Below are 26554 nucleotides of genomic sequence, written 5' to 3' on the forward strand. Positions count from 1 at the left end.
GACCGATGGTTGCTTGGCATGTCGCTGACAACGTCAGCAGGCATGGGGTCAGCATGGCCGGGCCTCGCGCGCGCGACAGCAATCAATCGGCATCCGGGCGCTTCCCATTTTTTCCAGGCTGCCCAGTTCCGCCCAAAAGAAAGCCCCCGAAATGGGGGCTTCAAGGGGTATGCGGACATTTTTGGACTACGCCGATTCCACCGCCGCCAGCGACAGATACGTAGCGGTGGCGGACAGCTCCAGATCATCTGAGCTTTGCAGAATGCGAGTGAAAACGCTGTCTTTCGGGTCGAAGAACTCGCCGAAGTCGTCGCCGCCAAGCTCGGCGCGTGCCAGTTCCCACCAGTCATCGAACGGGTCGGTATCCGGGTTGCAGCCGACGGCATAGGCCAGCAGCTTCACGCGGCCATCGGGGCGGCGCTCTCCGCGCTCGGCGAGGAAGTACACGCCCTGGTCCTTGGCCAGGGCGACGCGGCATTGGTTGGCGATGGCTTCGGCAAGCACGGGGCGCAGGTCGGAGCCTCTGAATCGCAGTGACATGGTTGAAATCTCCTGTATGGATGAAGAAAAAAGCCCTCCACCGAAACGGATGGAAGGCTTGTGGGGCAGTCGCCGGTAGGCTGTGGACTGATCAGTCGTGCCGCTAGGCTTCCTGTCTGGCACGTCAGGCTGGAACCGCCTGACGTTGCCGAAAGGCTTTGGCGTCGATCACGCTCACGTCGATCAGGCGCCAGCGCCCGTCGTCGATGAGCCGCTCCAGCACTTCACCGAGCATGTCGAAATACACCTCGTCGTGCCTATCGACCAACTCACCGTCGCGGTGCAGCTCCACCACGTAGGTGTCGCCGCCACGGTCGTAGAGGATCGTCACCTGACCCTCGAACTTGGTGGTTGAGACCGTGAAGCTGATCGCCGGCGGGGTCTCGATGATCCTGGAGGGCTTGGGATCGACCCAGGCGAAGTCGCGGGCACCTGCATCGACCAGCATGTGGGTGATGCACCGGAACCCGTCGGGCGCGGGCATCTCCTCCAACTGCTCGATGAGTTGGCCCAGCTCCATGCACTGCGGCTCGGGAATGGGCAGCTTGGCGGGTGCTTTGCCAAGGATATGCCTCGTGATGGTGTAAGGCGTGCCATCCGAAGTCTTCTCGGTGACGACTTCCGGGGTGTCCGCGCGAAGCCCGTCGAAACGTCGCCGGGCGTAGGGTTGGACATGGACCTTGGCGCCCTCGCTGGGAACGGTGGTCACCAGGTTGGGATCGAGCACGGCGAACTCGGAAGGCTTGAGCTTGACGACGATGGCATCGTCGGTCGCGGAGACTACCTTGCCGTTGAAGGGCTGAGGGTCAATGGCGAAGCCCAACGTCGAGGACTGCGGCTGATCATCGAATACGCGGTATTTGAACGAACGCACGTTGCGAGGGACATGGCCCGCGACAAGCGAAGGCATCATGGATTTGATGAGGGAACGGTCCATGGGAATCTCCTTGAGGAAGAACAAGGGATTCCCCGCCCGCAAGGGAGAGGTCCCTTGTGGGTGGCGTGAACGGACGGGGTACGTCCATAGGAAGAAACGACCAGCACGGTTTCCCGCACTTGCAGCCTTGAAGGTCTCGGCTGCCAGGGCATGTGTCGGCAACGCCGACGAACATGGAGCAAGGATGGCTCTGGAATGGGCGGCCTGCCTGCAAGAAATCGCACAGCGTCGCACCCGCTTTCCTGCGCTGCGGACAAGAAAAAGCCCCTCGAAAAGGGGCTTGGTTGGGTCAGGCTTCGTACACGAAGTAGTGCTCGCGCTGACGTGGGAAGAAGACATGCTTCCATGTATCGCCGCTGGTGTTGCCACCGTCGAAGACGACCATTTCGTAGTCGTCAATGTCGGTGTCCACCAGGTCGGCGCTGGCGATATGGCGCATGTGCAGCGTGCCGCTCATGCGCTCGAATACCAGGATCTGGCCGATGGCGTCGTCCTGGCCCATGGCATTGACGCAGGCGCCGAGCTGGTGCTCGAAGTCTGGCGTGCGCGAGATGAGGTCGGGGAACATGAGGTTGCTCCTATGAAAATGGACCAGCCCGGCTCCGGGAGGGAGACGGGCCGGTATGGGGGAGAACAAAGAGGAAGGATGTTGCGTCGAGCGGCTGCTAGGATTCGGCCAACGGCAGGCCCAACAGCACGGGTGCGTCGGCGTCGAGAATCAGGATGCGCACGTCGGCCTGGCCAGCCAGTTCAATGACGTTCGCCAGGTCATCCGGCATACCCTTGCTTCGGTGCTCCTGGCGAAGCTGCTCCGCACTGATGCCCTCGGCGTGGTCCAGGTTCTTGTCCGTCCAGGGAGTGGAGATCAGCTTGATGCCGATCGCCGGGCTGTACGGAACCCGGAACGCGATGAACAGGAATGCCTCCGGCGTAGCGAGGTCTGCCAGGTTGGCGAGGTATTGGCCGGTTTCTTGGCTGATGTGTGCGCTGCTGATTTCCCAGCACCGGCTGTAGTAGCCGGTCTCGAAACTCAGGCGCTGTACGACTTCCCGCGCTGCCTCTGCCGAATAGGCGTCGCCGACGTGGATGGGGCGACCGTCGAAGTCGTCGCCATGGATGGCATAGACCACGGCACCGATTACACCTTCGCCGCTGACACCTTCTGCGGTATCGCATTCGGCCAGCACCTCGGCACTCACGGGTTCGGGACCATTCCTGACCACGGCGAAATCGCTGGTGACGATGCACGAGGATGAAATCAGTTCCTCGTCGGAAAAGTGCTTTTGACTCGCGTGGATGATTCGCCAGACATGCGGGCTTCCGTCGTCGTAGCCGATGCACAGCGTGCGGACGATTTTCAGATTCCAGTAGCCGCGGAGAAAGGGATTGGGTTTCTGGGACATGGGAACTCTCCAGATTTGAATATTGGGGCCAATCTCCGCCACCGGGAATTGGACCCGGTTGGTTGAAAGTGGAAAATGCGTCAGTCGGCGCTGATCGTTGGCGTCTGAACCAGCCGTTCGGCGATGCGATGGCGCACATTTAGGCGAAATTGCTCATCGGTGATGCCGGCAAGCAGGTTGGCGGCCTCCAGCGCGATCAACGCTGAGGCCTCTTCGATGTCGGCGGCCAGGATGGTGTTGCGCAGTTGATCGCCGAGTTGAAGCGCCTGCGAGGACGTTCTGAAGACCTGGACCTCACGGCTCAGGTAGCAGCCGTTGCCGCCGAACTCGAATAGCCTTGGCTTGCTGCAATACCAGCAGCCCTCAAACTGGATGGCGGTCAGGTTATGGCCGTCATCGAAGCGGGTAGCGATCAGAAGCAGGGCTTCCAGGTCGGCGCCGTCCTCGAATTGGTGGTGCTCGATCAGGTTCTCCAGCTCCCCGTCCTGGTCAGCACCGAAGTGCGCGGCCAGCCGTTCAAGCAGAGGCGGAATCGACAACTCTTCGTCGTCGGGCATGGGGATGCCGAGTTGTGTGGCCAGGTTTTCCAGACCGTCCAGCACATCTGTCCAGCGTGGATCATTGGTTTCGGCGATCTGGGCGATGTAGGCCTGCCCATTGCCGGGATGGTTTTCGTCGAGCGCGAAAGCACCGAACAGTGCCTTGATGACGGGAGTAACGCGGTTGAGCACGAGAACGCCCGTGCCTTCGTAGTAGTTGTTTGCCATGCTGGCTCCTTTCGAGAAGAGCGGAGCCAGCCCATGCGGACGATGGCGTCCGCAGGGAATAGCCCAAGGCCGTTGGCGTCGGGCGATGGGGAAGAAAAATTGAGGGACATGGCCTTATGGGCGCATGTCCCTCACGGGGGGATCGAGAGGACAGTGGCGTGCCGGAGACCGGCTCACCAACCGCTGTAGTTCACCAGCAGGTCGGCGATGACCTTGCGGCGTTCCAGATCGAGACCGTCGAAGTCCGACAGCCCGTGGAAGCGGCAGCGCTTGAGCATGGCACCGCCCTCGCGCGCGTTGTAGAAGCTGACCATGGCGGACAGGAACATGCGTTCGCCGCTGCTCAGGACGCCGAGGGCATCGTTGAGCCGCAGCATGTCGGGACGCAAATCCCACTTGGTCTTGGCCTGGTTCAGGCCTTCACGGGTGCCGTCGCCGAACCACTCGGGACCAGCAATCTCGACACCGCGCTTCCAGGCCTCGAAGAAGGCTTGGGGCGCGGCAGCGAAATGCTGCTCTTCCCGCATGATCTGATCGACGACTTCCCGCGGCAGTAGCTGGTTCATGACGTGATTTCTCCAGTTGGATCAGGGAATGGCGAGCTGGGACCAGCCGCCTCTTTCGAGGGCGCGTTGAGCCGCGGCATAGCTGCGGAAGTACTCGCGGGATTCCCGCGAAACGGGACCTTCGGTATCGCGCGTGCCGATGTAGTGGCCGGCGGCGCTTTGCAAGACTTCGAGCGGCAGGAACTTGCCGCAGTAGGTCAGGGCCAACTGGCCGAAAGAGGCTTGCTGGGACATGGACGGGCTCCTTGGAAAAGCGGGGCCTTGTCCCTCACGGGATGGCAGCTCCCGCACGCGGTTGATAAAAAGCATCAGCGTCACGGGGACGCTCATCCGCAGAATTGATGCGATGCGGACTGGTGGGTGACGCGGGAGAGACCCGCGGCAGCCTGGAACCCTGGCTGCTGGCATGTGCTGACGAATCAGCGAACATGCAGGCAGCTTCGTGCGAGGGCTGCGCCGCGTCAGTTGGAAAACGGCATTCGGCCCAGCCCCGATTGATGAGCACAGGAAAAGAAAAGCCCCGCATCGAGTACGGGGCTGTCAGGAGGGTGCGGTGGCGCTGGGTCAATCGGGCTTGTCGCCCAGGACATGCTGCTTCCACAGGTCGAATGCCCGCTCGGGCGGAAGCTCGGCGAGGATGACGATGGGCTGGGCCTGCCTGGTGCGCAGCGAAGCGAAGTACGCCTTGCGGTCGGCGATAGCCTTGAGCTTGATGCCTTTGATGAACAGCAGTTTGCCGTCCTTGATGAACAGCACCTTGTTGCCGATGTCGCGGTTGAAGGCGGCTCGCACCTTGCGCTCCGCGTGCATGGCATCGGCCAGTTCATCGACCAGGAAGTCGAGCGTCATGTCGATGTAATGAGGGTCTTCACCCTCCTGGCCTAGATCGAGCGGCGCAGGCGGCAAGCCCTTGGCAAAGGCTTCGGCCTGAGCCAGCAGCGTCGTCTTGCCGTTGAGCGCGCGGAGGAATGTCGAGCCGCCATGCCCGTCGTTGCGGGCCTCGGCGATGGGAGTGCCGTCGAACACGATGGTCGCGGTGAAGCACAGCGTTTCCTCGCTGGCGAAGTCGGCGACCTTGAGGTTCTTCAGCGTGATGCGGTCTTGCTTGGTGATGGTGTCCATGGGAAGTCCTGAAATCGACCGGGTGGCGACATGCCCCTGACGGGACGTGGCGACCATCCCGTGGGTTGGAGAAAGGAGGCATCGATGCCCCGGTGGGCAGCGTTCGCCGGTGAGATGCCGAAGCGAACTGGTGGGTGGCGTGGGCGGAACCCACGGCAGCCTTGACACCCTGGCTGCGGGCTGCTGCCGATACATCGGCAATGCAGGGGGAGAATGGCGCGGCCGGCAGGCTGCGTCGTCGATCAATCCGAAGCGGTCGAGTCCGTCTTGTGCAGGCACTGCACCAGCCGGTTGCCCAGCCAAGCCATGCACGGGACGGCCATGGAGTTGCCAATCGCCTTGTAGCGCGGAGCGTCTGCGGCAGGCTTGCCGCGATACGGGATCAGCGTGTAGTCGTCGGGCATGCCCTGCAGCCGCTCGCACTCCATGGGCATCAGCCGCCGCACCCGCCATTGCGACCAGTCCGCTGCACCGGATTCATTCCAGTCGTAGCGGAAATGTGCCTCGAAGTCGGGGGCCAGGACATGGGGCTTGTCTGCGCCGCCGCCGCTGGTACGCAACGCCGCCGCAACGCTTCCGCCCAGTTCGGCAGCAAGACCCTGCGTCCGTCCCCGCAGGGCAACGCAGGCCACCATCGGCACACCGTAGCCCGGCTTGCCGTTGGACAGGACGGTGCAAGACACCTGTCCATGGCCCGACTCGAAGCGCACTTCGCCGCGGTTGTTCTGCGCGAAGGCGATGGCGGGCACGACGCCTGCGTTCGCATGGCTGTTGCGATGCCCGCCGGCACGCAGCGTCGGCGTCAGGTCGATCGTGGCGTCCGCGCCGCTGCCCTGGGCGGTGAAGGCGATGATCGGCACGCCCTTTCCCGTACCGTCCTCGCTGCTGCCCTTGCCGTTGTTGGCGGTGTCGAGGGTGTGGGCGATGCTGCCGGCGATGGACTGCACCATGAACGTCTCGGTGCGGATGTCGTGCTTGGGACCCGCGGCCATCAGGCATGCCGCAACATCGACGGGGCCAATGCCGCCGCTGAATCCGAACGTCGTCGTGACCTTGCCGTAGGGCTGGTTCAGTCCAGCGAATCCTGCGTATCCGCCTGCTGCTGCAGCACCCGGTCCAGCAGCGCGGGCAGCTTCTTGCCACGGCGCGCGGCCCGCAGAAGAATCCCCGCGCAGGCCTGTGCGCTCAAAAAGTACTTCGGAGGGATCGAGGTCATCACCACCACATGCCACAAGAAACACGCGCTTGCGGCGTTGGGCGACACCGAAATATTGAGCGTCGAGCACGCGCCAGGCGATGCGGCGGCGGGGTCCAGACACACAACCAGCGTGCGCCCATTTTTCCCCTGGCGGCTGGAGCGCACGGCTTTCTCCGGCCAGTGCGCCCAGGAAATGCCCGAAGGCATTGCTGCGGTCGTTGAGGACGCCGGGGACGTTTTCCCAGACGAGCGTTGCCGGCGGGCGGCGGTCTTGGTGGCGGGTTTGGTCGATGGCATTTGCAAGCTCCACATAGGCAAGGGTCAAGGCGCCGCGCGGGTCGTTCAACCCCTGGCGCGCGCCGGCAACGCTGAACGACTGGCACGGCGTGCCGCCGACCAGGATGTCGGGCGCCGGCACGGTGCCGGCGCGCACCTGACGGGCGATCGCGGTCATGTCGCCCAGGTTGGGCACATGGGGGTAACGGTGGGCGAGCACGGCGCTCGGGAACGGCTCGATCTCGGCGAACCACGCGGCTTTGAGGCCGAGGGGTTGCCATGCGAGGCTCACGGCCTCGATGCCGCTGCACACGCTGCCGTACAGCAGTGGCGCGGCCTGGGGCGCACCGCGAAGGGTGCAAGGTTGCGGGTTCATGTCGGGTCTCCTGTTCGTGTGGCCCGGGGCGGGCCGGGACGTTGATAGGCAGGAGAAAGGCGCCGAAGGCCCTGCGGCCTTCGGCTCGGGAGGACAGAACCACCCGTGGGCTGGTGCAGGCCCGGTCGTCGCTAGAACCGTCTGCTCATCAGCAATCACACCCGGCGCATGTCGTGGTTCGCGCCGGCATCGTCTGGCGCACATCCGCGCACAAAGGGAGCCCGTTTTTGCGCCGGCGGGCACCGGCACCGAATACCGCTGACCACGAAGGGTCTCCGGGTGGCTCGCGCAGCTTGGCAAGCCACCGGGGGACCCTTCGCAGAGGCGGGAGAAATGCAGATCAGCAGAACGCGCAGGAGGCGGTTCGCGGAGAAGCTACCTTCAGGTCCCGCGGCCGGGGATGACCAAGCGGGACGCGCACACGGACAAGAAGGCGTTGCGCGCTGGGCGTCCCGCAGGGCGTGCGGAACACAGGCCGCGCCGCCGATGGCGGGCACGGTTCACGGGGAACGGGGTCGGTCAGGAGCCTTTGCGGCCGCTGCGGCGCGGGCGCGAGGCACCACGCTTGGACGTGCCGGATTCGACCGGCAGCGTGCCTTTGCAGTCGGGGTAGCGACTGCACGACCAGAATGGGCCGCTCTTGCCGGTGCGCTGGCGCGTCGGTGCGCCGCACTGTGGGCAAGGCGGTCCGTGGGGAACCTTGATGGACAGGGACGTGCTGCCGTACTGCGCGATCAACTGTGAGATCCATGCAGCCTGCTTGCCGATGAATACGTCCAGCGTGAGCTGTCCAGCTTCGATCATGTCCAGCGCCTGTTCCCAGACGGCGGTTGTCCCTGGGTCGGCAATCGCTGTGGGCACCGCGTCGATCAGGGTGAAGGCCGCATCCGAGGCACGGATGGCGCGGCCCTTCTTCACGAGGTAGCCCCGCGTCAGCAGGCCACTGATGATGTTGGCCCGCGTCGCTTCGGTGCCGATGCCGACCGTATCCTTGAGCTTCTGTTTCAGGCGCGGGTCCGAGACCAGTTTGGCGACGCCCTTCATGGACTTGACCAACTCGCCCTGCGTATAGGGCCGAGGGGGCAGCGTCTTGAGCGCCTTCAGATCGACGTCGGCCACCTGACATGCCAGGCCCTCGCGCAGCGCGGGCAGTACCTGGCTGCGCGCCGCAGGGTCGCCATCCTCCTCGGATTGCGGTTCGGCCAGCACCAGGCGCCACCCCTTGACGACGACCTGCTTGCCGGTGGCCGCCAGCGTCTGCTGGCCGCAGGAGAGGTTCGCCACATTGCGGTCGAACTCGTGGTGAGGAAGGAATTGCGCCAGGTAATGCGCCCGGATCAGCCGATACACTGCCAGTTCCTTCTCACTCATGGTCGAGAGGTTCGCCGGTTCGAGCGTCGGGATGATGCCGTGGTGAGCAGACACCTTCGCGTCGTTCCAGGCGCGTGAGCGTTGAGTGCGGTTGAGCTGGTCCATGATCGGTCGCAGCAAGGGATCGGTCTTGACCAGGCTGTCGAGGACCGTTGGCACCTCGGCGAACATGCTTTCGGGCAGGTAGCCCGAATCGGAGCGCGGGTACGTCGTGGCCTTGTGCGTCTCGTATAGGGCCTGAGCAATGTCTAAGGTCTCCTGCACATCGAGCCCAAGCTGCCTGGAACACACCTCCTGCAAGGTCCCCAGGTCGAACGGCAGCGGCGGGCCTTCCCGCACGCGCTCGGTTTCGACCGCCACCACCTGGGCGCTGTCCGCGGCGCGGATCTGCTGCGCGGCGTGCTGCGCGATGGGCTGCTGCAGGCAGCGGCCGGCGTCGTCGGTGCATGCTTTCGGGGGAACCCACTGCGCGGCGAAAGTCTGGCCACCGGCGGACAGGGACACGTCGATGGCCCAGTACGGCACGGACACGAAGGCGGTGATCTCGCGGTCGCGGTCCACGACCAGTTTGAGCGTGGGGGTCTGGACGCGGCCTACCGACAGCACGCCGTCGTAGCCGGCCTGCCGTCCCAGCACCGTGAACAAGCGGCTGAGGTTCATGCCGACGAGCCAATCCGCCCGAGAGCGCGCCAGCGCCGAGTAGTACATCGGCAGCGTCTCGGCCGATGGCCGGAGCTTGCCGAGTGCCGCGCGGATGGACGCATCGTTGAGCGCCGACAACCACAGCCGTTCGATGGGACCGCGGTAGCCGCACAGGTCGATGATCTCGCGGGCGATCAACTCGCCCTCGCGGTCGGCATCTGTGGCGATGACAAGCTGGGTCGCCTTAGCCAGAAGCGCCTTGACGACTTTGAACTGCGTGGCGGTTTTAGGTTTGACCTCGACCCGCCAGTGCTGAGGAATGATGGGCAACTGCTCCAGCGACCAGCGCTTGAGCGCCGCGTCATAGACCTCGGGGGCTGCCGCTTCGACGAGATGGCCGATGCACCAGGTGACGGTGACGCCGGAACCGTTGAGGCAGCCTTCACCGCGCTGCGTGGCACCGAGAATTCGGCCAATGTCTTTGCCCTGGGAGGGCTTCTCGCACAAGAACAGCCGCATGTCCGTCCATCCCGATTCCCGTTGTTCATGGAGTTGCTGGAATCGAGGATGCCGAGCGCCACCTGGGGTAGCAGCAAACAAGCCGCATGCGCCGGCGACCGCTTTCACGCCGATGGAATGGCTCGGGCGGGGATGGCGCGTGGCCGCAGGTGTGCGGACCAGTAGCCGCGATTTGCGGGAGCGCGTGGAAGTCGATGGACGTTGATGGAGCTATCCCCAGGGGATAGCTTGCGGGGTGCATGGAGGGCGGCGAAGCACTACGGCGGCCGCCCTCCATGCCGGTTCACTTCCTGCGCTTCGCCTCCTTCGGCGCGGTCGATTCCTGGGCAGCCTGTGGCTTCGGTTCTGCCTCCTGCGGCTTCGGACTGAGGGCCACGGACTCGATGCGGTACGGCAGGATGCCGACGCTGCGCGCGTTGATCTGCCAGGTCTCGCGCGGCTGATCTTCGTTGTCCGTCCAAGGCTCGCGCTCCATGCGGCCGATGACCAGCACGCGCATACCTTTCTGGTACAGGTCCTTCCAGTGCTCGGCGTCGCGGTGCCAGATTTCCACCGGCGCCCAGAAGCCGCCGCGGTCCTCGAAGGTGCCATCCTTCTTGGGTACGGGGTTGTCGAAATAGACGTTCAGGCGCAGCAAGCGGCTGGGTTCGTCATTGCCGTTGGGGAATTCGCGGTACTCCGGTGGCGAGCCGATGTTGCCTTCGCCAGAAAAATGCGTGCTCATGGTGTGATCTCCGTGGTGGTTGAAATACCCGTGCCTCGTCGGCGCCGGGCGCGTGCTGGGATGCCCGGCGCAATCACCGATCGCGCATTGCGGCAGGAACGGACGTGAGCCGGTGCAGGTAGGCGTCGTCCGCCTCGGCGGCCTTGCTGGCGCATTCCTGCGCCTGCCTGCCCAAGGTGTGCAGCAGGCTGATCTGCATGTTCAACGTGATGCGCTGCAGCTCGATCGCGTGCAGGTCGGCCAGCAGGTTGACGGGTGTGCTGCTGCTGGCGATCAGCTCCCGCCACAGCGCCACGCCCATGGCCGACCTGTCGTGCCTGCGCCAGCGCAAGAAGACGGTTCCTGCGCCAGTGGTCTGTTGGGCCAGTTCGATGGGCAGAAGGTGGAAGGGGTGCCCGCATGCTTGCTCCAGCACCTGTCGCTGTGCCAGGGCAATCAACTCGTCGCGCATGGCGAAGCACTGGCTGGCCCAGGCCTCGAAGTCCCCTTTACCCTTAAAAGGCTTTAAAAGGCCTTTTAGAGAGGCCGCGTGTTCCAGCCGCATGAAGGCACCCTGTTGCAGGCCCCGGAAGTAGCGGGTCGGTTGGTTCAGATCGTTCATGCGGGCTCGTCCTCGCCGGCTGACGCTTCGGGCGGCTCTGCGGTGGCGGCTTCGTCGCTGGGCGGAGGCGCTGTGGCAGGACCGTCGCCGCGCTGTTGCAGGCCACGGCGCACGACGGGTGGCGCAAACTTCGAGCGGCGTGTCCCCTCCAGCACCTCCTGCGGCAGTTCGCCGTACTTCTCCAGCGCGACTCGCGCAGCGGCGTTCTTCGCCGCGAAATCGTCGCGGGTGCAGCCCGAGTAGCGATACTGCTGGGCCAGCGAGAACAGGCTGCGCAGCGCGTGCGCGCCCTCGTTGAGCCAGCGTTCCAAGGTGCTGCGGTCGATGAGCGCGGTGTGGTGGGCGAGGATCAGCTTGCGGGCGATGTCGTCGTAGTCGGCCAGGAGATAGACCGCGGCAAAGCCGAGCTGCGCGTTGACGAAGAGCGGGAGCTTGACCGGCTGCACGTTGAGGTTTTCGCCCAGGCTGAGCGCCGGTGGCACGCTCGCCAGCGCCTGGTCCACCTGCTCGCGCAGCGATTGCAGCGTGACCTTGGTTTGGTCGAGCTTGTCCTCGATGCGCAGCATCCACCAGTCCGAGTACGGGTCGTCCTGCTCCGAGCCCCGCCGCATCTTGTTCATCTGGGCGATGTAGCCGTTCAGGCCGACGATGCCCGGTCGCCCCTCGGCGGCGGCGCGGCCGTGCCAGATGCGGGAAGCGTGATGGGTGTGCAGGGTCAGCGACATCGCGCTGCGCAGGGAGCCGAGATTCAGTTGCAGAGGTTCATTGGTTGCCATGGTGTCCGCTCGTTGTTGGAAAAGGAGCGGCCAGCTTCGGCAGGAAGCGGAAGGCAGTCAGTCAAGAATCCGAATCCCGGCGGGCCCCGGTTTAGGGCGCGGCGGTTGCATGCGGCGCGAGCTATCCCCAGGGGATAGCTCCATGGAGCGTCAACGAACGCTGCACGCCGGGATCAGGGTAGGCAACACCGATGCTGCGGCAGATGGTCGATCCCAGGCCTGCGACAACTTGGCGTTGTGCCCAGCAGCGGAACTATCCCCAGGGGATAGCTCTATTGGCGGCCATGGGCATCTACTTTCACCGACTTGCATGCCGGCTCACTTGCTGGCGAGCAGATTGCGTAGCCGCTCGATGTGCTGCTTGGCGACTTCCGGCGGCACTGGCTTACCCTGCGGCTGAGGTGGCGGTGCTGCTGGTGGCCGCTCGTTTGGCGGGACGGGTGCCGATGGCGCGTCTTTCTTGGCCCAGGCATTGAACTCGCCATGGATGGCGCGCTGGATGATGCCGAACAGATACCCCGCAGGATTGCGGATGCCATGACTGCTGCATCGTGCGGCCCAGTCGTCCAGCACGGCCTGTCTCAGCGCGGCATCGACCTGCTGCAATGCCACCCTGGCACCTGTCTGCTGCTCTGCCTTCAGTTCCGTGAAGCGCTTGGGCCATTGCAGATCGCCCAGCGCGCGCGCCTGCGCGGTAGTACGTACTTCATTAATACGACTACTACGTACTGTACGGGCCTGCTTCGGATTCCGAAGAGAGGCGTCTGGCGCGGGTTTCGCCCCTGCTTCGGATTCCGAAGACGGGTCGTCCGCATTCCGAAGAAGGCTCGATGCTCCTTCTTCGGAATCGTGGGCGGCATCCTCCTGTGGATAACTTTCGGCGGCCGTGATGCCTTGGCTGGCGAGGCGTTCGGCCAGGACCTGTAGCCGCGACGGCAGTGTGCGTCCGGAGAGCATCGGATCTTCCGCGATCTCCTTGAGGGTGTTCAGACCGACCATCTGGACAGCCTTGGCCGAATGGCCGAGGGACTGGCTGACCAGTGCCAGGTAGTCGGCGTCGAGCTGCATGGCCTCGAAGGGCGTCAGTGGTTCATCGTGCAGAACGTAGAGGTTGCCGAGGATGCGGCCGGTCTTGGGGTCACGCCGTCGCCGTACCAGGCTCAACCATCGGGTGAGGCGCAACAGCGTCAACGCTCGGGCCACGGTTTCATGCGAGGCCTGCCCGGCGCAGGGCATCGACGCCAGCCAGGGTCGAAGCTGCTCATACGTCGGGAAGGCTGTCATGCCGTCGTCGTTGAGCATCAGCCGGAACACCTGCCAGGCGTTGCGCTCCAGCGGCGTCAGGCGACGGTCGAGGAACAGCCGCCGCGGCACGGTCTCGTGCCGGTTGCCGCTGAAGAGGAAGGCATCGCCTGACGTGGCGGGCGTCGGCGTAGGCACGGGTGCTGGCGCACTGGGGCTGGGCTTGGGCGCGAGGTCTTTCAGGGCAGCATCGAACAGATCCGCGAGTGCGACGGGGCCACGGCGTGGTGCGGTGTCGTCCACGGCCATGGCTCAACCCAATCCCTGATCGACCCAGCTCTTGATCGAGGCCCAGACCACCGACAGAGGCAGCGACATGCCTTCGGCCAAGTCCATGGTAGCGTCGAGGATGGAGGTTTCGTCTTCGAGATCGACATTCCTGCTGCCGGTCACGGCCTTCCATTGCCGCCACAGCTCCGTGTCCTGTTTCTCGTCCAGCACGGGGTGGCGGCCCTTGCGCTTCGGCAGGCCGAGGATTTCGCGGCGAAGCGCCACCTCCTGGTGGGTCAGGCCATAGAACCGACTGACCATCTCGGTGCTCGCGCCCAGCCTGAGCATGCGATCGACCGTGGCGATTTCCTTCTCCACGTCCTGCGCCTGCTTGAGCAGTCGCCGGAGCACTTCGCGGTTGACCGTCACCGAGCACCAGGAGACGTTAGCGTTGGCGAGCACGCTGATCAGCGCGGGATGCTTGAGGGCGTCCAGTTCTTCCTCGCCAAACCCCATCAGTTTGCACCGGCGCAGTTGCCCATTGCGCAGGTCATAGAGGGCCTGGGCGATGACGGCCTGGTTGAGTGGGTGTGGTGCGGACATGCTGGCCTCCCTCGCTCACATTCCAACGCCTTCAGCGCCGGCTTCAAGGTCGAGCAGGCGCCGGGCCAGCCGCAGCAGCCGGAACAGCTTGACCAGCGAGGTATCGCTCAATCGCTGGGCCGCATCACCCTGGCCGTGCAGCAGCGCCGGCAGTTCGATGACGATTTGCCCGTCGTGCAGGCCGACGTCGGCGGGCCGCTGACCGGCCAGGCACGCTAACAGCGCGAGGACGGCACGGCCCAGCGGTGCCGAGCTTTGGGTGCGGGCCCGGCAGACGAAACCGATACCCTCTGCACGGTCATCAATGCACTCGTCCAGGTCTGCCTCGCCCGCGATTTCGCGGGCGAACTGTGCGATGTGGATGCGCAGGCGCTCGGCTGTGTCCACGCCGGGATCGATGTACCAGACATCGGAGATCGGATAGAGCCCGCCAGCCTGCACAGGGATGGACTGCAAGACACTCGCCGAGAAGTCGAGCGGCAGCGCATCACCCAACTGGTCGGCGACCATGCGCTGAATGGACTGGAGCCGTTCGGTCGTCGGTGCCGGCGAGACGATGTGCTCCCGAAGCAGATCGCCACCCACCGCAGGGTTGGCCGGACTTGCCTGGCTGGCATCCGTGTCGCTCTCGCGCGTCGAAGGCGTTGCCGCAGGTCGGCCTGCAGGCGGCGCTGCGGATGCAGCCCCTGCGATGGGTGGCGCAGTGTTGGCAGGTGGGCGCGCGATGGTTCCCGGCTCCGGCAACGCAGGCGGCGTCGATGGCGGCGTTGGGTCGCTGACCAAGGCGCGCTGCCGGCTCTCGGATTCGGTCATGTCCAGGGCGAGCACGTCGTAATCGACACCCAGCATCTCGGCCATCTGGCCGATCAGCTCGTCCTGTACACGCTGCGCGGAGAACTCGTCGGCCTGGACGTCGAATTGCGACAGCACTTCCTGGAAAAATTCGTCGAAGTCCTGAACCAGTGGGCGACCCTTGGCGTAGCGCTCCCACGCGAGCATGCAGGCTTTGCGCATGACCGACAGGCGTTCGACCTGATGGCGACCGAGACCGCCATAGAGCACGGTGGGGATCGCGGGCAGGAGATACTGCACCGCGTCGTTCATGCGGCTGATGTGCGACTGTTGTACCGGGAAGCCATCGGCGGCGAGGCGGCGGGCCAGCTCGGACTGGCTCAAGGTGGTGCCGCTTTCTTGCTCGTAGAACTCGCGCGCCTTCTCGACGCCGAGGGCGCGCTCGATGAACGTGAGGCCCCCGCGCAATTCGTTCTCGGCCAAGTGGCCGGTCAACATGACGACTTCGCCGCGGCTGGGCCACGGCCGGAACAGGCACGATACACGGAAAAACCGCTCGTCCTTGGTCTCTGACCATAGTTCGCGCAGGATCGCCAGCCGAGTATTTCCACCGTTGCGGATGATGTAGTGGGACTCACCTGGTCGGCGAGTGATGGCCGGCGCTGCGTCCAGACCGCGCTCGCGGATGGACGCCTTGATTTCCTCGTAGGCCGGGTTGCGTTTTTTCCTGGGATCGTGGTCGTAGGGGCGCAACTGATCTAGGGTCACGACCATGGGGGTGTCGGCGATCGGGTCGCTCAAGGTCGAGGCTGACGGGCCGCTGCGCTCGAACCCGGCCGCGAGCAGCTTGCCAGCCATCTGCTGGGAGGTGATCTCAGCCATGGCCGCCTCCCTGCGCTTGGTATCGGGCCTCGCGCTCGGCGCGGCGGATTTGCGCACGGGCATTCAGGGTCGCCCGGTGGTCGCTTGCCGTCGAGCTGGTGTAGATCGCGGCGCAGCCAGGCTTGGTGAACTTGAGGTGGCCGCCAGGCGTGCGTTTGACGTGCCAACCTTCGCCAACCGCGAACTCGATCAGGGCGCGAAGCCGCTTGTGGCCTCGGGCTAGCTCATGTGCGTTCGCCATGGGACCTCCCGGCATCAAGAGGGTGTGGCGGACGGCCGGACACCATGGCAAATCGGTGCCGCCATTGCGGAAATAGTTCGTCTGCGAGGCCGCGCATGGTGTCGAGCGCGGCGAGGGCGACTCTGCCCGGCGGCTGGCGGTATTCGACCCGATGCACTGGCAATCCGCGCGTAGCTGCACGCGGATACGCCTCGATGGCCGGCACGTCGGTGGCCAGCACGCGGATGCCGGCGTGGTCCTGGAAAAGATCGCGCAGGGCCTGCTGGATCAGCCGTGCATTGGCTGACACAGGGTGGACGCGATTGATGAGCAGATGCAGAGGTGGAGGCTCGATGCCCAGGTGCCGGTAGGGCGCAATGTCTTCGAGCAACTGCATGGTGCCGCGCCGCAGCTCGCGCGCCGCGAGAATTTCCGGGGTCACGGGCGACAGCGCGAGGTTGGAGGCGAGCACCGCCATCTCCAGCAGCACCGAGCGCGCACCTTGGGTGTCGATCAGCACCAGGTCATAGAGAGGCGCCAGGACCGGCAAGAGATGGCGCAACCGTAGGCGCCCATCCGGCGTGTGCAGCAGCAAAGTGTTCAGCTCGCCTCGGTGGTCGTTGGAGAGCACCAAGTCCAGGCCCTCGATGTTCGTGCGGGACACAAGCAGCCCGAGGTCGCGCTCGTTGAAGGCCAGCAACTCGTAGATGCCACCAGGTGCGCGGTGGCCTAGCTCGTAGTACGAGGACAAGGTGGGCTGCACGTCGAGGTCGAGCAGCAGTACACGCAGCCCCGCGTCCGCGGCAAGCCCGCCGAGGTTCGCGGCCGTGGTGGTCTTGCCGACGCCACCTTTGGTTGAAATGATGGATACGACCTGCATGGCGTTCTCCGTGTGAGGATGGGAAGTCCGCTGGAGAACGGGTCAGGCCCGGTTGTTGACGCGCTCGGCGATCCACTGATCGATCTCGATGGAGTCCCAACCGACCGCGCGCACGCCCAGGCGCAGCGCCTTCGGGAACAGGCCTTTGCGCATCAGGTTGTAGATGTGGGCGCGTTTGAAACCCGACTTGGTTTCGACTTCATCAAGCCGCAGGATGCGGCGCTCGCTTGCGGGCAGTGCAGGTGTTTGCGACATGGCGGTCACTCCTGAACGCTCAGTGGCGTTTGTTGGCGTGACCTCCATTCAATAGACATGGATGGGAAAAGACATTGCAAATGCAATCTCCGCGATTGCACATACAAGATGGAAAACCTCAGACTGTTGCGCTACGCAGCCGGCGTCTGGCCGTGGCGAACTTGCCGTTTAGCGTCCGCTCCGCGATCCCCATTGCGCCGCTGTGATGGGCGACCAACGCGCTGACCACCGCCTCCTGCGTCTTGAAGCTGGAGTACGGAACGCCGGAAGGCGACTGGCCGAGCATCAGGTCCAGCATGCTGCCGATGATGTTCAGGTAGGTGGCTTCGGCGCGATCACTGATCAGGCACTGTGCGCCAGCAGAGGGCGCCATCTGCTTGAGAAGCGCTCCGTGCTTTTCCTGCAGCTCATGCAGTTGGCGTTTGTACTGGTCCAAGGTGGACTTCAGGGCCAGGCGCTCGACTAGCATCGCCTGCCCAGTTTCCACCGAGATGAAGGGATGGGCGATGCGCTCGCTCCGGGAGAAAAGGAAGCACGGTCGTTGCTCGGGATAGTGCTGGCGCATCCAGCGCTTCAGATCGACGTGGCGCACCGTCAGATCAGGGGAGTCGATCAGCGCGGAATCGCGCGTCGTGATGCCGTTCCGTCCGAAGGGCAGTTCTCCATTGAGGATGCCGTCGAAGATGCGTTCGGTGCAAAGCCGCAGCTCGTCACAACGTGGACAGTCCAACGACTGCGGCAGGCGCCTTGGCGACGAAATCGAAGCCAGGATCACCTGCTCGTATCGCAGCAGCCCGGCCCAGCGGATGGACGCTTCGATCGGGCGATAGAACACCTTTGATGTTGGTGCATCATTCTTGTTCTCGTGCATGCTCCGTCTCCTTCCAGGAGAAGAACTACATGACCGACTCCTTTGTCGCCGACCTCATGGTCGGCCTGTCGCTTGTGTAGGAAGTGGGTCCCGAAGGCCGCTTCGTCATGTGGTTTGAATACTTCTCACCAGTTCGCGCAACTGGTAGTCGTCGTGTGTTCGATGTGCAAAAATCATCGATCAGAAGGTCGAGCATCGGGACGTAGGCTCGACAGCGACGCTCACGCTATCAGGGTCGTGAGAAGTTACGGTTTCTGCAAAACCGTCTAGGTATGACCTGATATGCCAGCGGTCTCAGGAAGCGTGAGGGGGCCGCAATCGTCCTCGAATGTCCAGTCGGACGCAGCAAACCGGCGCCTGTCATGCTTGCCCCGTCATCCTGATATATCGACAAAGAATCGTGTGCGGAAACGCGGTGGCCAGCATGCGCGTTCTTTCAAAGGAGCTTGACCAGAAGGTCGCCTGTGAGTTGTGGTGCAGGCGTTCCTAGGTGGCATCCGAGCTGTGCCATCACCAGAACCATCTGCCTGATCGTCTTCGCGGTGATGGATGCGGGGCAGACGACCGGGCGTGGATGATGAGTTCGAGGGAGTTGCCTACGACGATGTACCGATCGTGGGTCTGGTGTGCTGAGTGCAGCTCTTTGGACGTCTGTGGAACTCTTTGGACGAATTTGTTGCCGAGGACGAAAAACAAGGCTACAATTGAGGTCTTCGCTGGCCAGCCCAACGAAGAAAGTGATTGGGAAACAACGACTTACTGTCCTAGTACACGTCTCGTTTCCCGCTCCAGTTTTAACGCATCGTTCCGACGGTGCCGGTGCTGAAGGTCGTCAAGGCGCTTCAGGCTACATGCGGTAAAGCTTCACCCTGCGGGAATAGCTCAGTTGGTAGAGCACGACCTTGCCAAGGTCGGGGTCGCGAGTTCGAGTCTCGTTTCCCGCTCCACATTGAAAACGCCACTTCTTTTGAAGTGGCGTTTTTTTTTGCTCGCGTGGTTGGTTTTTGGGGCGAGCTGGCTCAGCACACCTATCAATTTTGCTAGTTGGCGAATGTCGTCTGAGGGCGTACAACGGCATGGCGCTACTCGTTACGTGCCCGATGTTCGTACTCATACCATCAGTTATTACTCTGTCGGGGGAGAATGTTGGGCGCGCCTGATCCCACTCCATTCTGCCTTGAACAAGGAAGGAGCAATGACCGTGACGATCGAAAAGACGGATTTGGAAGTCCAGCTGGAGATATGTAAACGGGCGGTCGATGCGTGGAGGCGTTATGAAGAAAGTAAAGGGCAGCAGCCCCCTTCTCAGGTAGAACGACTTCGACTGGAAGCAGAGTTCTTATGTTCTTCGGCGCATCATTTTTTCGGGGGTAAGGCTAGGATTCCCCCTGATTTGCTAGATCGTGATTTGGCGGAGTGAATTCACTTGTCCCGCTCAGGTGATTGGGGTTCCCGGCCCAAATGGGGCCGGGATGCATCTACATCAGTGAATATCACCCTGAGCAGGCTTGGCTAGCAGTTGCTTTTCTTGGTGCCAATCAAACGCTTCGCCGTTCTGCTCTGCCTCGTAGCGTCGCTCTTCCAGCGTCTGGTAAAGCTCCAGCTCGTCATCCGGCATGAAATGCAAGCAATCCCCACCAAAGAACCACAGCAGATCACGCGGTACCAGATGGGCGATCTGGGGATAGCGCTGGATCACCTGGCAGATCAGGTCCTGGCCCAGGTACTGGCTTTGCAGCGGGTCCTGCGGCAGCAGGGTGAGCAGTTCGTCGAAGCGCTCGAGGAACAGGGCGTGGCTTTCCTCCGGGACCTGTTCGGCTTCACCCAGCGCGGCCAGGATGGTGCGCAGGTGGTGGAGCAGTTGCAGGTGGTATTCCAGGTGGGGGTTGGCCATGGCGGCGGTCCTCGGGGTGGTTGAAACGGGGGGCGGAGTATACGCCGGTTTTGCATAGGCTGGCAGCGTAGCTGCCTGTGCTGGCCTCATCGCGGGGCAAGTCGCATCGGCGCACCGCCGCTCCCACGCCAATCGCATATTTGGCGTGGGAGCGGCGGTGCGCCGATGCGACTTGCCCCGCGATGCGGTCGACCAATGCTCAGCGCACTTTGCCTGCCTCGGGCAGCAGCACGTCCTTGTCAAACGCATCCACATCGATCACCACCCGCCGCGCCTGCTCGGCCTGATGCAGGCGCTGGCCTTCCTCCGCCTGCAACACGCCCGCTTCGATGGCGGCGTCGATCACCGACTGCCCCGGTGCCGCCTGCACCTTGCCTTCCTTGACCGCCTGATGCAGGGCCTTGTGCAGTGGAGCGGCATCGTCCAGCAGGTCGCAGGCTGTCTGCAGCGCGGCCACTGGGTCGCCGTCGGCCTGAGGCCTGAAGCAGCCCGCCAGCAGCTCTTCCAGCGCCGGGTCGCCTTTGCGGCGGCCGATCAGCGCCGCCACCTCGGCGTCCAGCTCATCGCTGGGCCCGGTATGCCGGCGGCCGAACGGGAACACCAGCACCCGCAGGGCGCAGCCCAGGAAGCGGTTGGGGAAGTTGTCGAGCAGCGCGTCCAGCGCGTTCTCGGCCTGCCCCAGGCTTTCCTCCAGCGCCCAGCGCAGCAGCGGGCGCAGGTACTCGGGCGAGCCTAGGTCGTGGTAGCGCTTGAGCGCGGCGCTGGACAGGTACAGGTAGCTGAGCACATCGCCCAGCCGGGCGCTCAGGCGTTCGCGGCGCTTGAGCGCGCCGCCCAGCAGCATCATCGACAGGTCGGCCAGCAAGGCGAACGCCGCCGCCTGGCGGTTGAGGGCGCGGAAGTAGCCCTGGCTCAGGGCATCGCCCGGGACCTTCTCGAAATGCCCCAGGCCCAAACCCAGCACCAGGGTGCTGGCGGCGTTGCCGGCGGCGAACAGGATGTGCTGCAGCAACAGGTCGTCGAACTCGTTCAGCGCCTGGTCGTGGTCCTCGCGCCCGGCCAGGGCCATTTCCCTGAGCACGAACGGGTGGCAGCGGATCGCGCCCTGGCCGAAGATCATCAGGTTGCGCGAGAGGATGTTGGCCCCCTCGACGGTGATGAAGATCGGCGCGCCTTGCCAGTTGCGGCCCAGGTAGTTGTTCGGGCCCATAATGATGCCCTTGCCGCCGTGCACGTCCATGGCGTGCTGGATGCACTCGCGACCGCGCTCGGTGAGGTGGTACTTGAGGATCGCCGACAGCACCGAGGGCTTTTCGCCGAGGTCGACAGCCTTGGCGGTGAGCAGGCGGGCGCTGTCCATCAGCCAGGCGTTGCCGCCGATGCGCGCCAGGGATTCCTGGATGCCTTCGAAGGCGGCCAGCGGCACGTTGAACTGTTCGCGCACCCGGGCGTACTGGCCGGTGACGAGGCTTGTGTACTTGGCCGCGCCCGTGCCGACCGCCGGCAGGGAGATCGAGCGGCCCACCGACAGGCAGTTCATCAGCATCATCCAGCCCTTGCCGAGCATGGCCTGGCCGCCGATCAGGCAATCCAGCGGCACGAATACGTCCTTGCCGCTGTTGGGGCCGTTCATGAACGCGGCCCCCAGTGGCAGGTGGCGTCGGCCGATCTCCACGCCGGGGAGGTCGGTGGGGATCAGCGCCAGGCTGATGCCCAGCTCGGTCTGCTCGCCCAGCAGGTGGTCGGGGTCGTAGGCCTTGAAGGCCAGGCCCAGCAGGGTGGCTACCGGGCCGAGGGTGATGTAGCGCTTCTCCCAGTTCAGACGCAGGCCGATGACGTCTTCACCCTGCCACTGGCCTTTGCAGATGACGCCGGTGTCGGGCATGGCCCCGGCGTCGGAGCCGGCCAGGGGGCCGGTGAGGGCGAAGCAGGGGATGTCGTCGCCACGGGCCAGGCGCGGCAGGTAGTGGCTGCGCTGCTCGTCAGTGCCGTAGTGCAGCAGCAGTTCGGCCGGGCCCAAGGAGTTGGGCACCATCACCGTGGAGGCCAGGTCGCCGCTGCGGGTGGCCAGTTTCATCGCCACCTGGGAGTGGGCGTAGGCCGAGAAGCCCTTGCCGCCGTACTCCTTGGGGATGATCAGGGCGAAGAAGCCGTGCTGCTTGATGAAGTCCCAGGCTTGCGGCGGCAGGTCGAGGTCCTGGCCGATCTGCCAGTCGCTGACCATGGCGCACAGCTGCTCGGTGGGGCCGTCGATGAAGGCCTGTTCCTCCTCGCTGAGCCTGGGTGCGTCGTAGTCGAGCAGGGTGTTCCAGTCGGGGCGGCCGCTGAACAGGTGGCCGTCCCACCACACGGTGCCGGCGTCGATGGCTTCGCGCTCGGTCTGCGACATTGGCGGCAGGGTACGCTGGAACCAGTTGAACATCGGCGCGGTGAATAGTTTACGGCGCAGCTCCGGCAGGGCGAAGAAGGCCGCCTTGGCGGCGATCACTACCCAGATCAGCGCCAGCAGCCAGCCTGGCGCGGTGCTGAAGATGCCCATCAGCAGGGTGTAGGCGGCGATGGCCGCGAGGATTTGCAGGGGCGCCAGGCGCCGGTGCAGTAGATACGCGGCGCCAAGCACCAGGACCAGCAACCACAACAGCAGCATGATTCTTCCTCCTTGGAAGCGGGGGGCGGGGGCGATCCACAGAGCTTAGACGTGTTGGGGTGGATGGCCTGCCTAGGAGATGACAGGGTGGGGCGCTGGGAGTTCGGTAGGGAATGTCATGCAGTCATCGCGGGGCAAGCCCGCTCCCACGCCAGATATGCAATGTGGGCGTGGGAGTGGGCTTGCCCCGCGATGCGGTCATCAGATCATCTGGAGCGGTTCAACCCCACCTCCATATCATCGATCAGCGCCTTGGCCATGGCGCTGAGGATCCGCGCCGAGCTGCCGGCCAGCAGGTCGCCTTCCATCTCCGCCTCACAGGTCAGGTGGCGGATGCAGCCGAGCAGCACCGACAACTCGCTGAAGGCGTCTTCGAAGGTAACACCCGGCTCGACCTTGAACAGGTCCAGGCAGGTGGTGCGGCCTGCGGTATGGCCGCGGCTCATGGCTGCACCTGCGGCTTGTGCTCGAGCAGGGCGCAGGCCAGCTGGCCGAGGTAGTCGCTGGCGATGAACAGGCGGTCCTGGACTTCGCCGGGCTCGGTCTTGAAGTAGATGTCGAGGACGTCGGAGATGGCGGTGGCCACTTCGACGGCGGCGGCCATGGCATCGTCGCGGGGGAGGGTGGGGCGGATGGTGAGGAAGTGGGAGAGACGGGGTGGGTCTGGGACGATTTTTTTCATGGTCGAGAGTCCTATGCGGTCATTGAAAACCACCATCCAGGCCTTTTCTCACGAGGTGAGGGTGGCGGCCGTGTACGAGGTGAGAAAACCGGGACATAGGACAAACCCGGTCAGACCGAAGCCTGCCCGCACACGGCCACCATGACGAAGCCGCTGGTTGTCATATGTAATCGGGTTTCTCACACCCGGTCACCCAATTGGGCGACCCGATGAAGTTATCCCCGGGGTATTTCCCCGACAACGTGGCGGCTTCCGGCAAGCGCGTAGGATAGTTCCCAAGCTTTGCTGGCTGAAGCATTTGGTTTCAGGTTCGGAAATATCTGACAGTCTTTGAGATCGCTGGGGCCGCAAAGCGGCCCCCGCTTTCACTGGCACCGCCCACCGCTTGGGGTAGACTGACCCCTCTCCCGCATTCATTAAGGACGTTGCCATGCTGAAGATCTGGGGCCGCAAGAATTCGAGCAATGTGCGCAAGGCGTTGTGGATCGCCCACGAGCTGGGCCTGGACTTCGAGTCCATCGATGCCGGCGGCGCCTTCGGCGTGGTCAACGAACCGCACTACCGGGCCCTGAACCCCAACGGCCTGGTGCCCATGCTCGAAGACGGCGACCTGGTGCTGTGGGAGTCCAACGCCATCGTGCGCTACCTATGCGCCGAGTACGGCGCCGAACAAGGCTGGTACCTCGACGACCCGCGCCAGCGCGCCCTGGCCGACAAGTGGATGGACTGGACCACCTCGTCCTTCGCCGGCCCCTTCCGCCCGCTGTTCTGGGGCCTGCTGCGCACCCCCGAGGACCAGCGCGACTGGGTGGCGATCAACGCCGCGCACAAGCAGTGCGCGCAACTGCTGGCCATCGCCGACGAGACCCTGGCCAAGCAGCCGTACCTCTCCGGCGAGCAGATCGGCATGGGCGACATTCCCCTGGGCAGCTTCATCTACGCCTGGTTCGAAATGCCGATTGAACGCCCGGCCATGCACCAACTCCAAGCCTGGTACGAGCGCCTCAAGCAACGCCCGGCCTACCAGGCGGCGGTGATGAGCGCCCTGACGTGACGCCACTTCGATAGTCACTATCGATACATGTGACTGTACTTGTGCGGCCAGCCCTTGCACCATGGCCGCACTCACTGCGCCAGTGACTTCACCTGGCGTGTCCCGCACCCTTTTCTCGGTACCCGACCCGCTATGAGTTCCGCCCTGTCCATCCGACAGCTGACCAAGACCTACGGCAACGGTTTCCAGGCCCTCAAGGGCATCGACCTGGACGTTTCCGAAGGCGATTTCTTCGCCTTGCTCGGCCCCAACGGCGCCGGCAAGTCCACCACCATCGGCATTCTCTCGACCCTGGTGAACAAGACCAGCGGCACGGTCAACGTGTTCGGCCACGACCTGGACCGCGAGCCTGCGGCGCTCAAGCGCTGCCTGGGCGTGGTGCCCCAGGAGTTCAACTTCAACCAGTTCGAGAAGACCTTCGACATCGTCGTCACCCAGGCCGGCTACTACGGCATCCCGCCCAAGGTGGCCAAGGAGCGCGCCGAGCAGTACCTGACGCAGCTCGGGCTGTGGGACAAGCGCGACGTGCCGTCGCGTTCGCTGTCCGGCGGCATGAAGCGCCGGCTGATGATCGCCCGGGCGCTGATCCACGAGCCGCGCCTGTTGATCCTCGACGAGCCGACCGCCGGGGTGGACATCGAGCTGCGCCGTTCGATGTGGAGCTTCCTCACCGAGCTCAACCAGAAGGGCATCACCATCATCCTCACCACCCACTACCTCGAAGAGGCCGAGCAGCTGTGCCGCAACATCGGCATCATCGACCACGGCACCATCGTCGAGAACACCAGCATGCGCCAGTTGCTGGGCAAGCTGCACGTCGAGACCTTCGTCCTCGACCTCAAGCACGACCTGCCCGCCGCGCCTGAGCTGCAGGGCTACCCGTGCCGGCTGATCACCCCGCACACCCTGGAGGTGCAGGTGGACAAGGACATCGGCATCACCGCGCTGTTCGGCCAGCTGGCGCTGAAGAACATCGAGGTACAAAGCCTGCGCAACAAGACCAACCGACTCGAGGAGCTGTTCGTGTCCCTGGTGGAAAAGAACCTGTCGAAGGTGGCCGTATGAGTGTGGAACTGCGCACCAACTGGGTCGCCCTGAACACCATCGTCTACCGCGAAGTGCGGCGCTTCTTGCGCATCTGGCCGCAGACCCTGCTGCCGCCGGCCATCACGATGGTGTTGTACTTCGTGATCTTCGGTAACCTGATCGGCCGGCAGATCGGCGACATGGGCGGCTTCACCTACATGGAGTACATCGTGCCGGGGCTGATCATGATGTCGGTGATCACCAACTCCTACGGCAACGTGGTGTCGAGCTTCTTCGGCAGCAAGTTCCAGCGCTCCATCGAGGAGCTGATGGTGTCGCCGGTGTCGCCGCACACCATCCTCGTCGGCTATGTGCTGGGCGGTGTGCTGCGCGGGCTGGCGGTTGGGGTGATCGTGACCATCCTGTCGCTGTTCTTCACCCACCTGCAGGTGCATCACCTGGGTGTGACCATCGTCGTGGTGCTGCTGACCGCGACCATCTTCTCGCTGCTGGGCTTTGTCAACGCGGTGTTCGCGCGCAACTTCGACGACATCTCGATCATCCCGACCTTCGTGCTGACGCCGCTGACCTACCTGGGCGGGGTGTTCTACTCGATCAACCTGCTGCCGCCGTTCTGGCAGACCGTGTCGCTGGCCAACCCCGTGCTGCACATGGTCAACTCGTTCCGCTACGGCATCCTAGGGGTGTCGGACATCAGCATCGGCACGGCGATCAGCTTCATGCTGGTGGCCACCGCGCTGCTCTACCTGCTGTGCGTGCGCCTGCTGGTCAGCGGCCGCGGCATGCGTGCCTGAGCTGCGGGTGAGGGCACAACGGCACTGGCGCCGGCGCCACTGCCGGCCCACCCACCAGCGCCAGTAGCCCATGGTGGTGAAGTAGGCGAGCACGCCGAGTACCACCCCGCACACCACCGAGCCCAGCAGGAACGGTTGCCAGATCGTCGCCAGCTGGTCGGTGACCCAGTCGACGGTGATTTCCTCGGGCAGCGTGCGCGGCGGCACCTGCATCAGCCAGGCGCCGGTCATGTAGGTGACGAAGAACACCGGCGGCATGGTCAGCGGGTTGGTCAGCCACACCAGGCTCACCGCGATTGGCAGGTTGCCGCGCACCGGGATCGCCAGCGCGGCGGCCAGCAGCATCTGCATGGGGATCGGGATCAGCGCCGCGAACAGGCCGACGCCCATGGCCCGCGCCACCGAATGGCGATTCAGGTGCCACAGGTTGGGGTCGTGCAGCAGCTTGCCGAAAAAGCGTAAGGATTTGTGTTCGCGGATGCTGGTCGGGTCCGGCATGTAGCGTTTGAACAGACGGCGCGGCATGTGGGCTCCCGGCGGGGTTGAAGGGCGTCAGTATGCCTTGATTGAAGCGCAGCCTCGTTCAGAGTTTGTGACAATTGT

29 protein-coding genes and 1 tRNA gene are annotated in these 26554 nt (G+C 64.2%); 5 read left to right on the forward strand and 25 right to left on the reverse strand.

Annotated elements, in window-relative coordinates:
• Nucleotides 1-186: 186 nt before the first annotated feature.
• From K5H97_RS08060 to K5H97_RS08155, 20 genes are all read right to left on the reverse strand, one after another.
• Complete coding sequence (locus K5H97_RS08060) at nt 187-540, reverse strand: DUF3085 domain-containing protein (RefSeq protein WP_009459699.1); 354 nt, start codon at nt 538-540, stop codon at nt 187-189.
• Between the two features lie 124 nt (nt 541-664).
• Nucleotides 665-1477 (reverse strand): hypothetical protein, encoded by an 813-nt coding sequence (locus K5H97_RS08065; RefSeq protein WP_023103925.1) that lies wholly within the window; start codon nt 1475-1477, stop codon nt 665-667.
• 289 nt (nt 1478-1766) lie between these two features.
• Entirely contained in the window at nt 1767-2045 is a 279-nt protein-coding gene (locus K5H97_RS08070) for a hypothetical protein (protein ID WP_009459701.1), read from the reverse strand.
• A 97-nt stretch (nt 2046-2142) separates the two neighbouring features.
• Nucleotides 2143-2880: a DUF5983 family protein gene (locus K5H97_RS08075; RefSeq protein ID WP_017512403.1), complete on the reverse strand. Its 738-nt coding sequence runs from the start codon at nt 2878-2880 to the stop codon at nt 2143-2145.
• 80 nt (nt 2881-2960) lie between these two features.
• Nucleotides 2961-3647, reverse strand: coding sequence for a hypothetical protein (locus K5H97_RS08080; protein WP_017512402.1), 687 nt, complete (start codon nt 3645-3647; stop codon nt 2961-2963).
• Between the two features lie 173 nt (nt 3648-3820).
• The gene (locus K5H97_RS08085; protein ID WP_017512401.1) at nt 3821-4213 is read right to left on the reverse strand and encodes a hypothetical protein; all 393 of its coding nucleotides are present in this window, start codon (nt 4211-4213) and stop codon (nt 3821-3823) included.
• Nucleotides 4214-4234: 21 nt separating this feature from the next.
• Nucleotides 4235-4447: a hypothetical protein gene (locus K5H97_RS08090; RefSeq protein ID WP_003290186.1), complete on the reverse strand. Its 213-nt coding sequence runs from the start codon at nt 4445-4447 to the stop codon at nt 4235-4237.
• 330 nt (nt 4448-4777) lie between these two features.
• The gene (locus K5H97_RS08095) at nt 4778-5335 is read right to left on the reverse strand and encodes a hypothetical protein (protein WP_023103929.1); all 558 of its coding nucleotides are present in this window, start codon (nt 5333-5335) and stop codon (nt 4778-4780) included.
• A gap of 242 nt (nt 5336-5577) precedes the next feature.
• Nucleotides 5578-7185 carry a DNA cytosine methyltransferase gene (locus K5H97_RS08100; protein ID WP_023103930.1) on the reverse strand — a complete coding sequence of 536 codons (1608 nt, stop codon included), beginning with the start codon at nt 7183-7185 and terminating at the stop codon, nt 5578-5580.
• Between the two features lie 519 nt (nt 7186-7704).
• Nucleotides 7705-9717, reverse strand: coding sequence for a DNA topoisomerase III (locus K5H97_RS08105; protein ID WP_028690960.1), 2013 nt, complete (start codon nt 9715-9717; stop codon nt 7705-7707).
• 283 nt (nt 9718-10000) lie between these two features.
• Nucleotides 10001-10441 (reverse strand): single-stranded DNA-binding protein, encoded by a 441-nt coding sequence (locus K5H97_RS08110; protein WP_028690961.1) that lies wholly within the window; start codon nt 10439-10441, stop codon nt 10001-10003.
• Nucleotides 10442-10514: 73 nt separating this feature from the next.
• Entirely contained in the window at nt 10515-11042 is a 528-nt protein-coding gene (locus K5H97_RS08115; RefSeq protein WP_028690962.1) for a DUF3158 family protein, read from the reverse strand.
• Entirely contained in the window at nt 11039-11818 is a 780-nt protein-coding gene (locus K5H97_RS08120; RefSeq protein WP_028690963.1) for a PFL_4669 family integrating conjugative element protein, read from the reverse strand. The genes K5H97_RS08115 and K5H97_RS08120 overlap by 4 nt, the downstream gene beginning before the upstream one ends.
• Before the next feature lie 318 nt (nt 11819-12136).
• Nucleotides 12137-13369: an STY4528 family pathogenicity island replication protein gene (locus tag K5H97_RS08125; protein ID WP_028690964.1), complete on the reverse strand. Its 1233-nt coding sequence runs from the start codon at nt 13367-13369 to the stop codon at nt 12137-12139.
• Between the two features lie 3 nt (nt 13370-13372).
• Nucleotides 13373-13933 carry a DUF2857 domain-containing protein gene (locus tag K5H97_RS08130; protein ID WP_023093474.1) on the reverse strand — a complete coding sequence of 187 codons (561 nt, stop codon included), beginning with the start codon at nt 13931-13933 and terminating at the stop codon, nt 13373-13375.
• Between the two features lie 15 nt (nt 13934-13948).
• Complete coding sequence (locus tag K5H97_RS08135) at nt 13949-15607, reverse strand: ParB family protein (RefSeq protein WP_028690965.1); 1659 nt, start codon at nt 15605-15607, stop codon at nt 13949-13951.
• Nucleotides 15600-15848: a hypothetical protein gene (locus tag K5H97_RS08140; RefSeq protein ID WP_019726333.1), complete on the reverse strand. Its 249-nt coding sequence runs from the start codon at nt 15846-15848 to the stop codon at nt 15600-15602. The genes K5H97_RS08135 and K5H97_RS08140 overlap by 8 nt, the downstream gene beginning before the upstream one ends.
• Nucleotides 15832-16707 (reverse strand): ParA family protein, encoded by an 876-nt coding sequence (locus K5H97_RS08145; protein ID WP_028690966.1) that lies wholly within the window; start codon nt 16705-16707, stop codon nt 15832-15834. Before K5H97_RS08145 ends, K5H97_RS08140 begins: the two co-directional genes overlap by 17 nt.
• A 42-nt stretch (nt 16708-16749) precedes the next feature.
• Nucleotides 16750-16962, reverse strand: a complete 213-nt coding sequence (locus K5H97_RS08150; protein WP_009459729.1) for an AlpA family transcriptional regulator — start codon at nt 16960-16962, stop codon at nt 16750-16752.
• Between the two features lie 118 nt (nt 16963-17080).
• The gene (locus K5H97_RS08155) at nt 17081-17833 is read right to left on the reverse strand and encodes a hypothetical protein (RefSeq protein WP_028690967.1); all 753 of its coding nucleotides are present in this window, start codon (nt 17831-17833) and stop codon (nt 17081-17083) included.
• 871 nt (nt 17834-18704) lie between these two features.
• On the opposite strand from K5H97_RS08155, the gene K5H97_RS08160 reads away from it, so the two are divergent.
• Nucleotides 18705-18780 (forward strand) — tRNA-Gly (locus tag K5H97_RS08160).
• Between the two features lie 248 nt (nt 18781-19028).
• Entirely contained in the window at nt 19029-19253 is a 225-nt protein-coding gene (locus K5H97_RS08165; RefSeq protein ID WP_028690968.1) for a hypothetical protein, read from the forward strand.
• A 63-nt stretch (nt 19254-19316) separates the two neighbouring features.
• Here K5H97_RS08165 and K5H97_RS08170 read toward each other — a convergent pair whose 3' ends face one another.
• From K5H97_RS08170 to K5H97_RS08185, 4 genes are all read right to left on the reverse strand, one after another.
• On the reverse strand, nt 19317-19727 hold the full coding sequence (locus K5H97_RS08170; protein ID WP_028690969.1) for a PA2817 family protein: 411 nt from the start codon (nt 19725-19727) through the stop codon (nt 19317-19319).
• A gap of 199 nt (nt 19728-19926) precedes the next feature.
• Nucleotides 19927-22374, reverse strand: a complete 2448-nt coding sequence (locus tag K5H97_RS08175) for an acyl-CoA dehydrogenase (protein ID WP_028690970.1) — start codon at nt 22372-22374, stop codon at nt 19927-19929.
• A gap of 206 nt (nt 22375-22580) precedes the next feature.
• The gene (locus tag K5H97_RS08180; RefSeq protein ID WP_028690971.1) at nt 22581-22820 is read right to left on the reverse strand and encodes a DUF3077 domain-containing protein; all 240 of its coding nucleotides are present in this window, start codon (nt 22818-22820) and stop codon (nt 22581-22583) included.
• The gene (locus K5H97_RS08185) at nt 22817-23056 is read right to left on the reverse strand and encodes a hypothetical protein (protein ID WP_036986124.1); all 240 of its coding nucleotides are present in this window, start codon (nt 23054-23056) and stop codon (nt 22817-22819) included. Before K5H97_RS08185 ends, K5H97_RS08180 begins: the two co-directional genes overlap by 4 nt.
• 430 nt (nt 23057-23486) lie before the next feature.
• On the opposite strand from K5H97_RS08185, the gene K5H97_RS08190 reads away from it, so the two are divergent.
• The 3 genes from K5H97_RS08190 (at nt 23487) to K5H97_RS08200 (ending at nt 25951) form a co-directional block, all read left to right on the forward strand.
• Nucleotides 23487-24110, forward strand: a complete 624-nt coding sequence (locus tag K5H97_RS08190) for a glutathione S-transferase (protein WP_028690972.1) — start codon at nt 23487-23489, stop codon at nt 24108-24110.
• 132 nt (nt 24111-24242) lie between these two features.
• Complete coding sequence (locus K5H97_RS08195) at nt 24243-25175, forward strand: ABC transporter ATP-binding protein (RefSeq protein ID WP_028690973.1); 933 nt, start codon at nt 24243-24245, stop codon at nt 25173-25175.
• Entirely contained in the window at nt 25172-25951 is a 780-nt protein-coding gene (locus tag K5H97_RS08200; RefSeq protein WP_028690974.1) for an ABC transporter permease, read from the forward strand. The genes K5H97_RS08195 and K5H97_RS08200 overlap by 4 nt, the downstream gene beginning before the upstream one ends.
• Here the strand turns inward: K5H97_RS08200 and K5H97_RS08205 are convergent.
• Nucleotides 25835-26476 carry a DUF2062 domain-containing protein gene (locus K5H97_RS08205; protein WP_139121109.1) on the reverse strand — a complete coding sequence of 214 codons (642 nt, stop codon included), beginning with the start codon at nt 26474-26476 and terminating at the stop codon, nt 25835-25837. The genes K5H97_RS08200 and K5H97_RS08205 overlap by 117 nt on opposite strands.
• Between the last annotated feature and the right edge of the window lie 78 nt (nt 26477-26554).

The sequence above is a fragment of the Pseudomonas mosselii genome (assembly GCF_019823065.1).
GTDB classification, from domain to species: Bacteria; Pseudomonadota; Gammaproteobacteria; order Pseudomonadales; family Pseudomonadaceae; genus Aquipseudomonas; species Aquipseudomonas mosselii.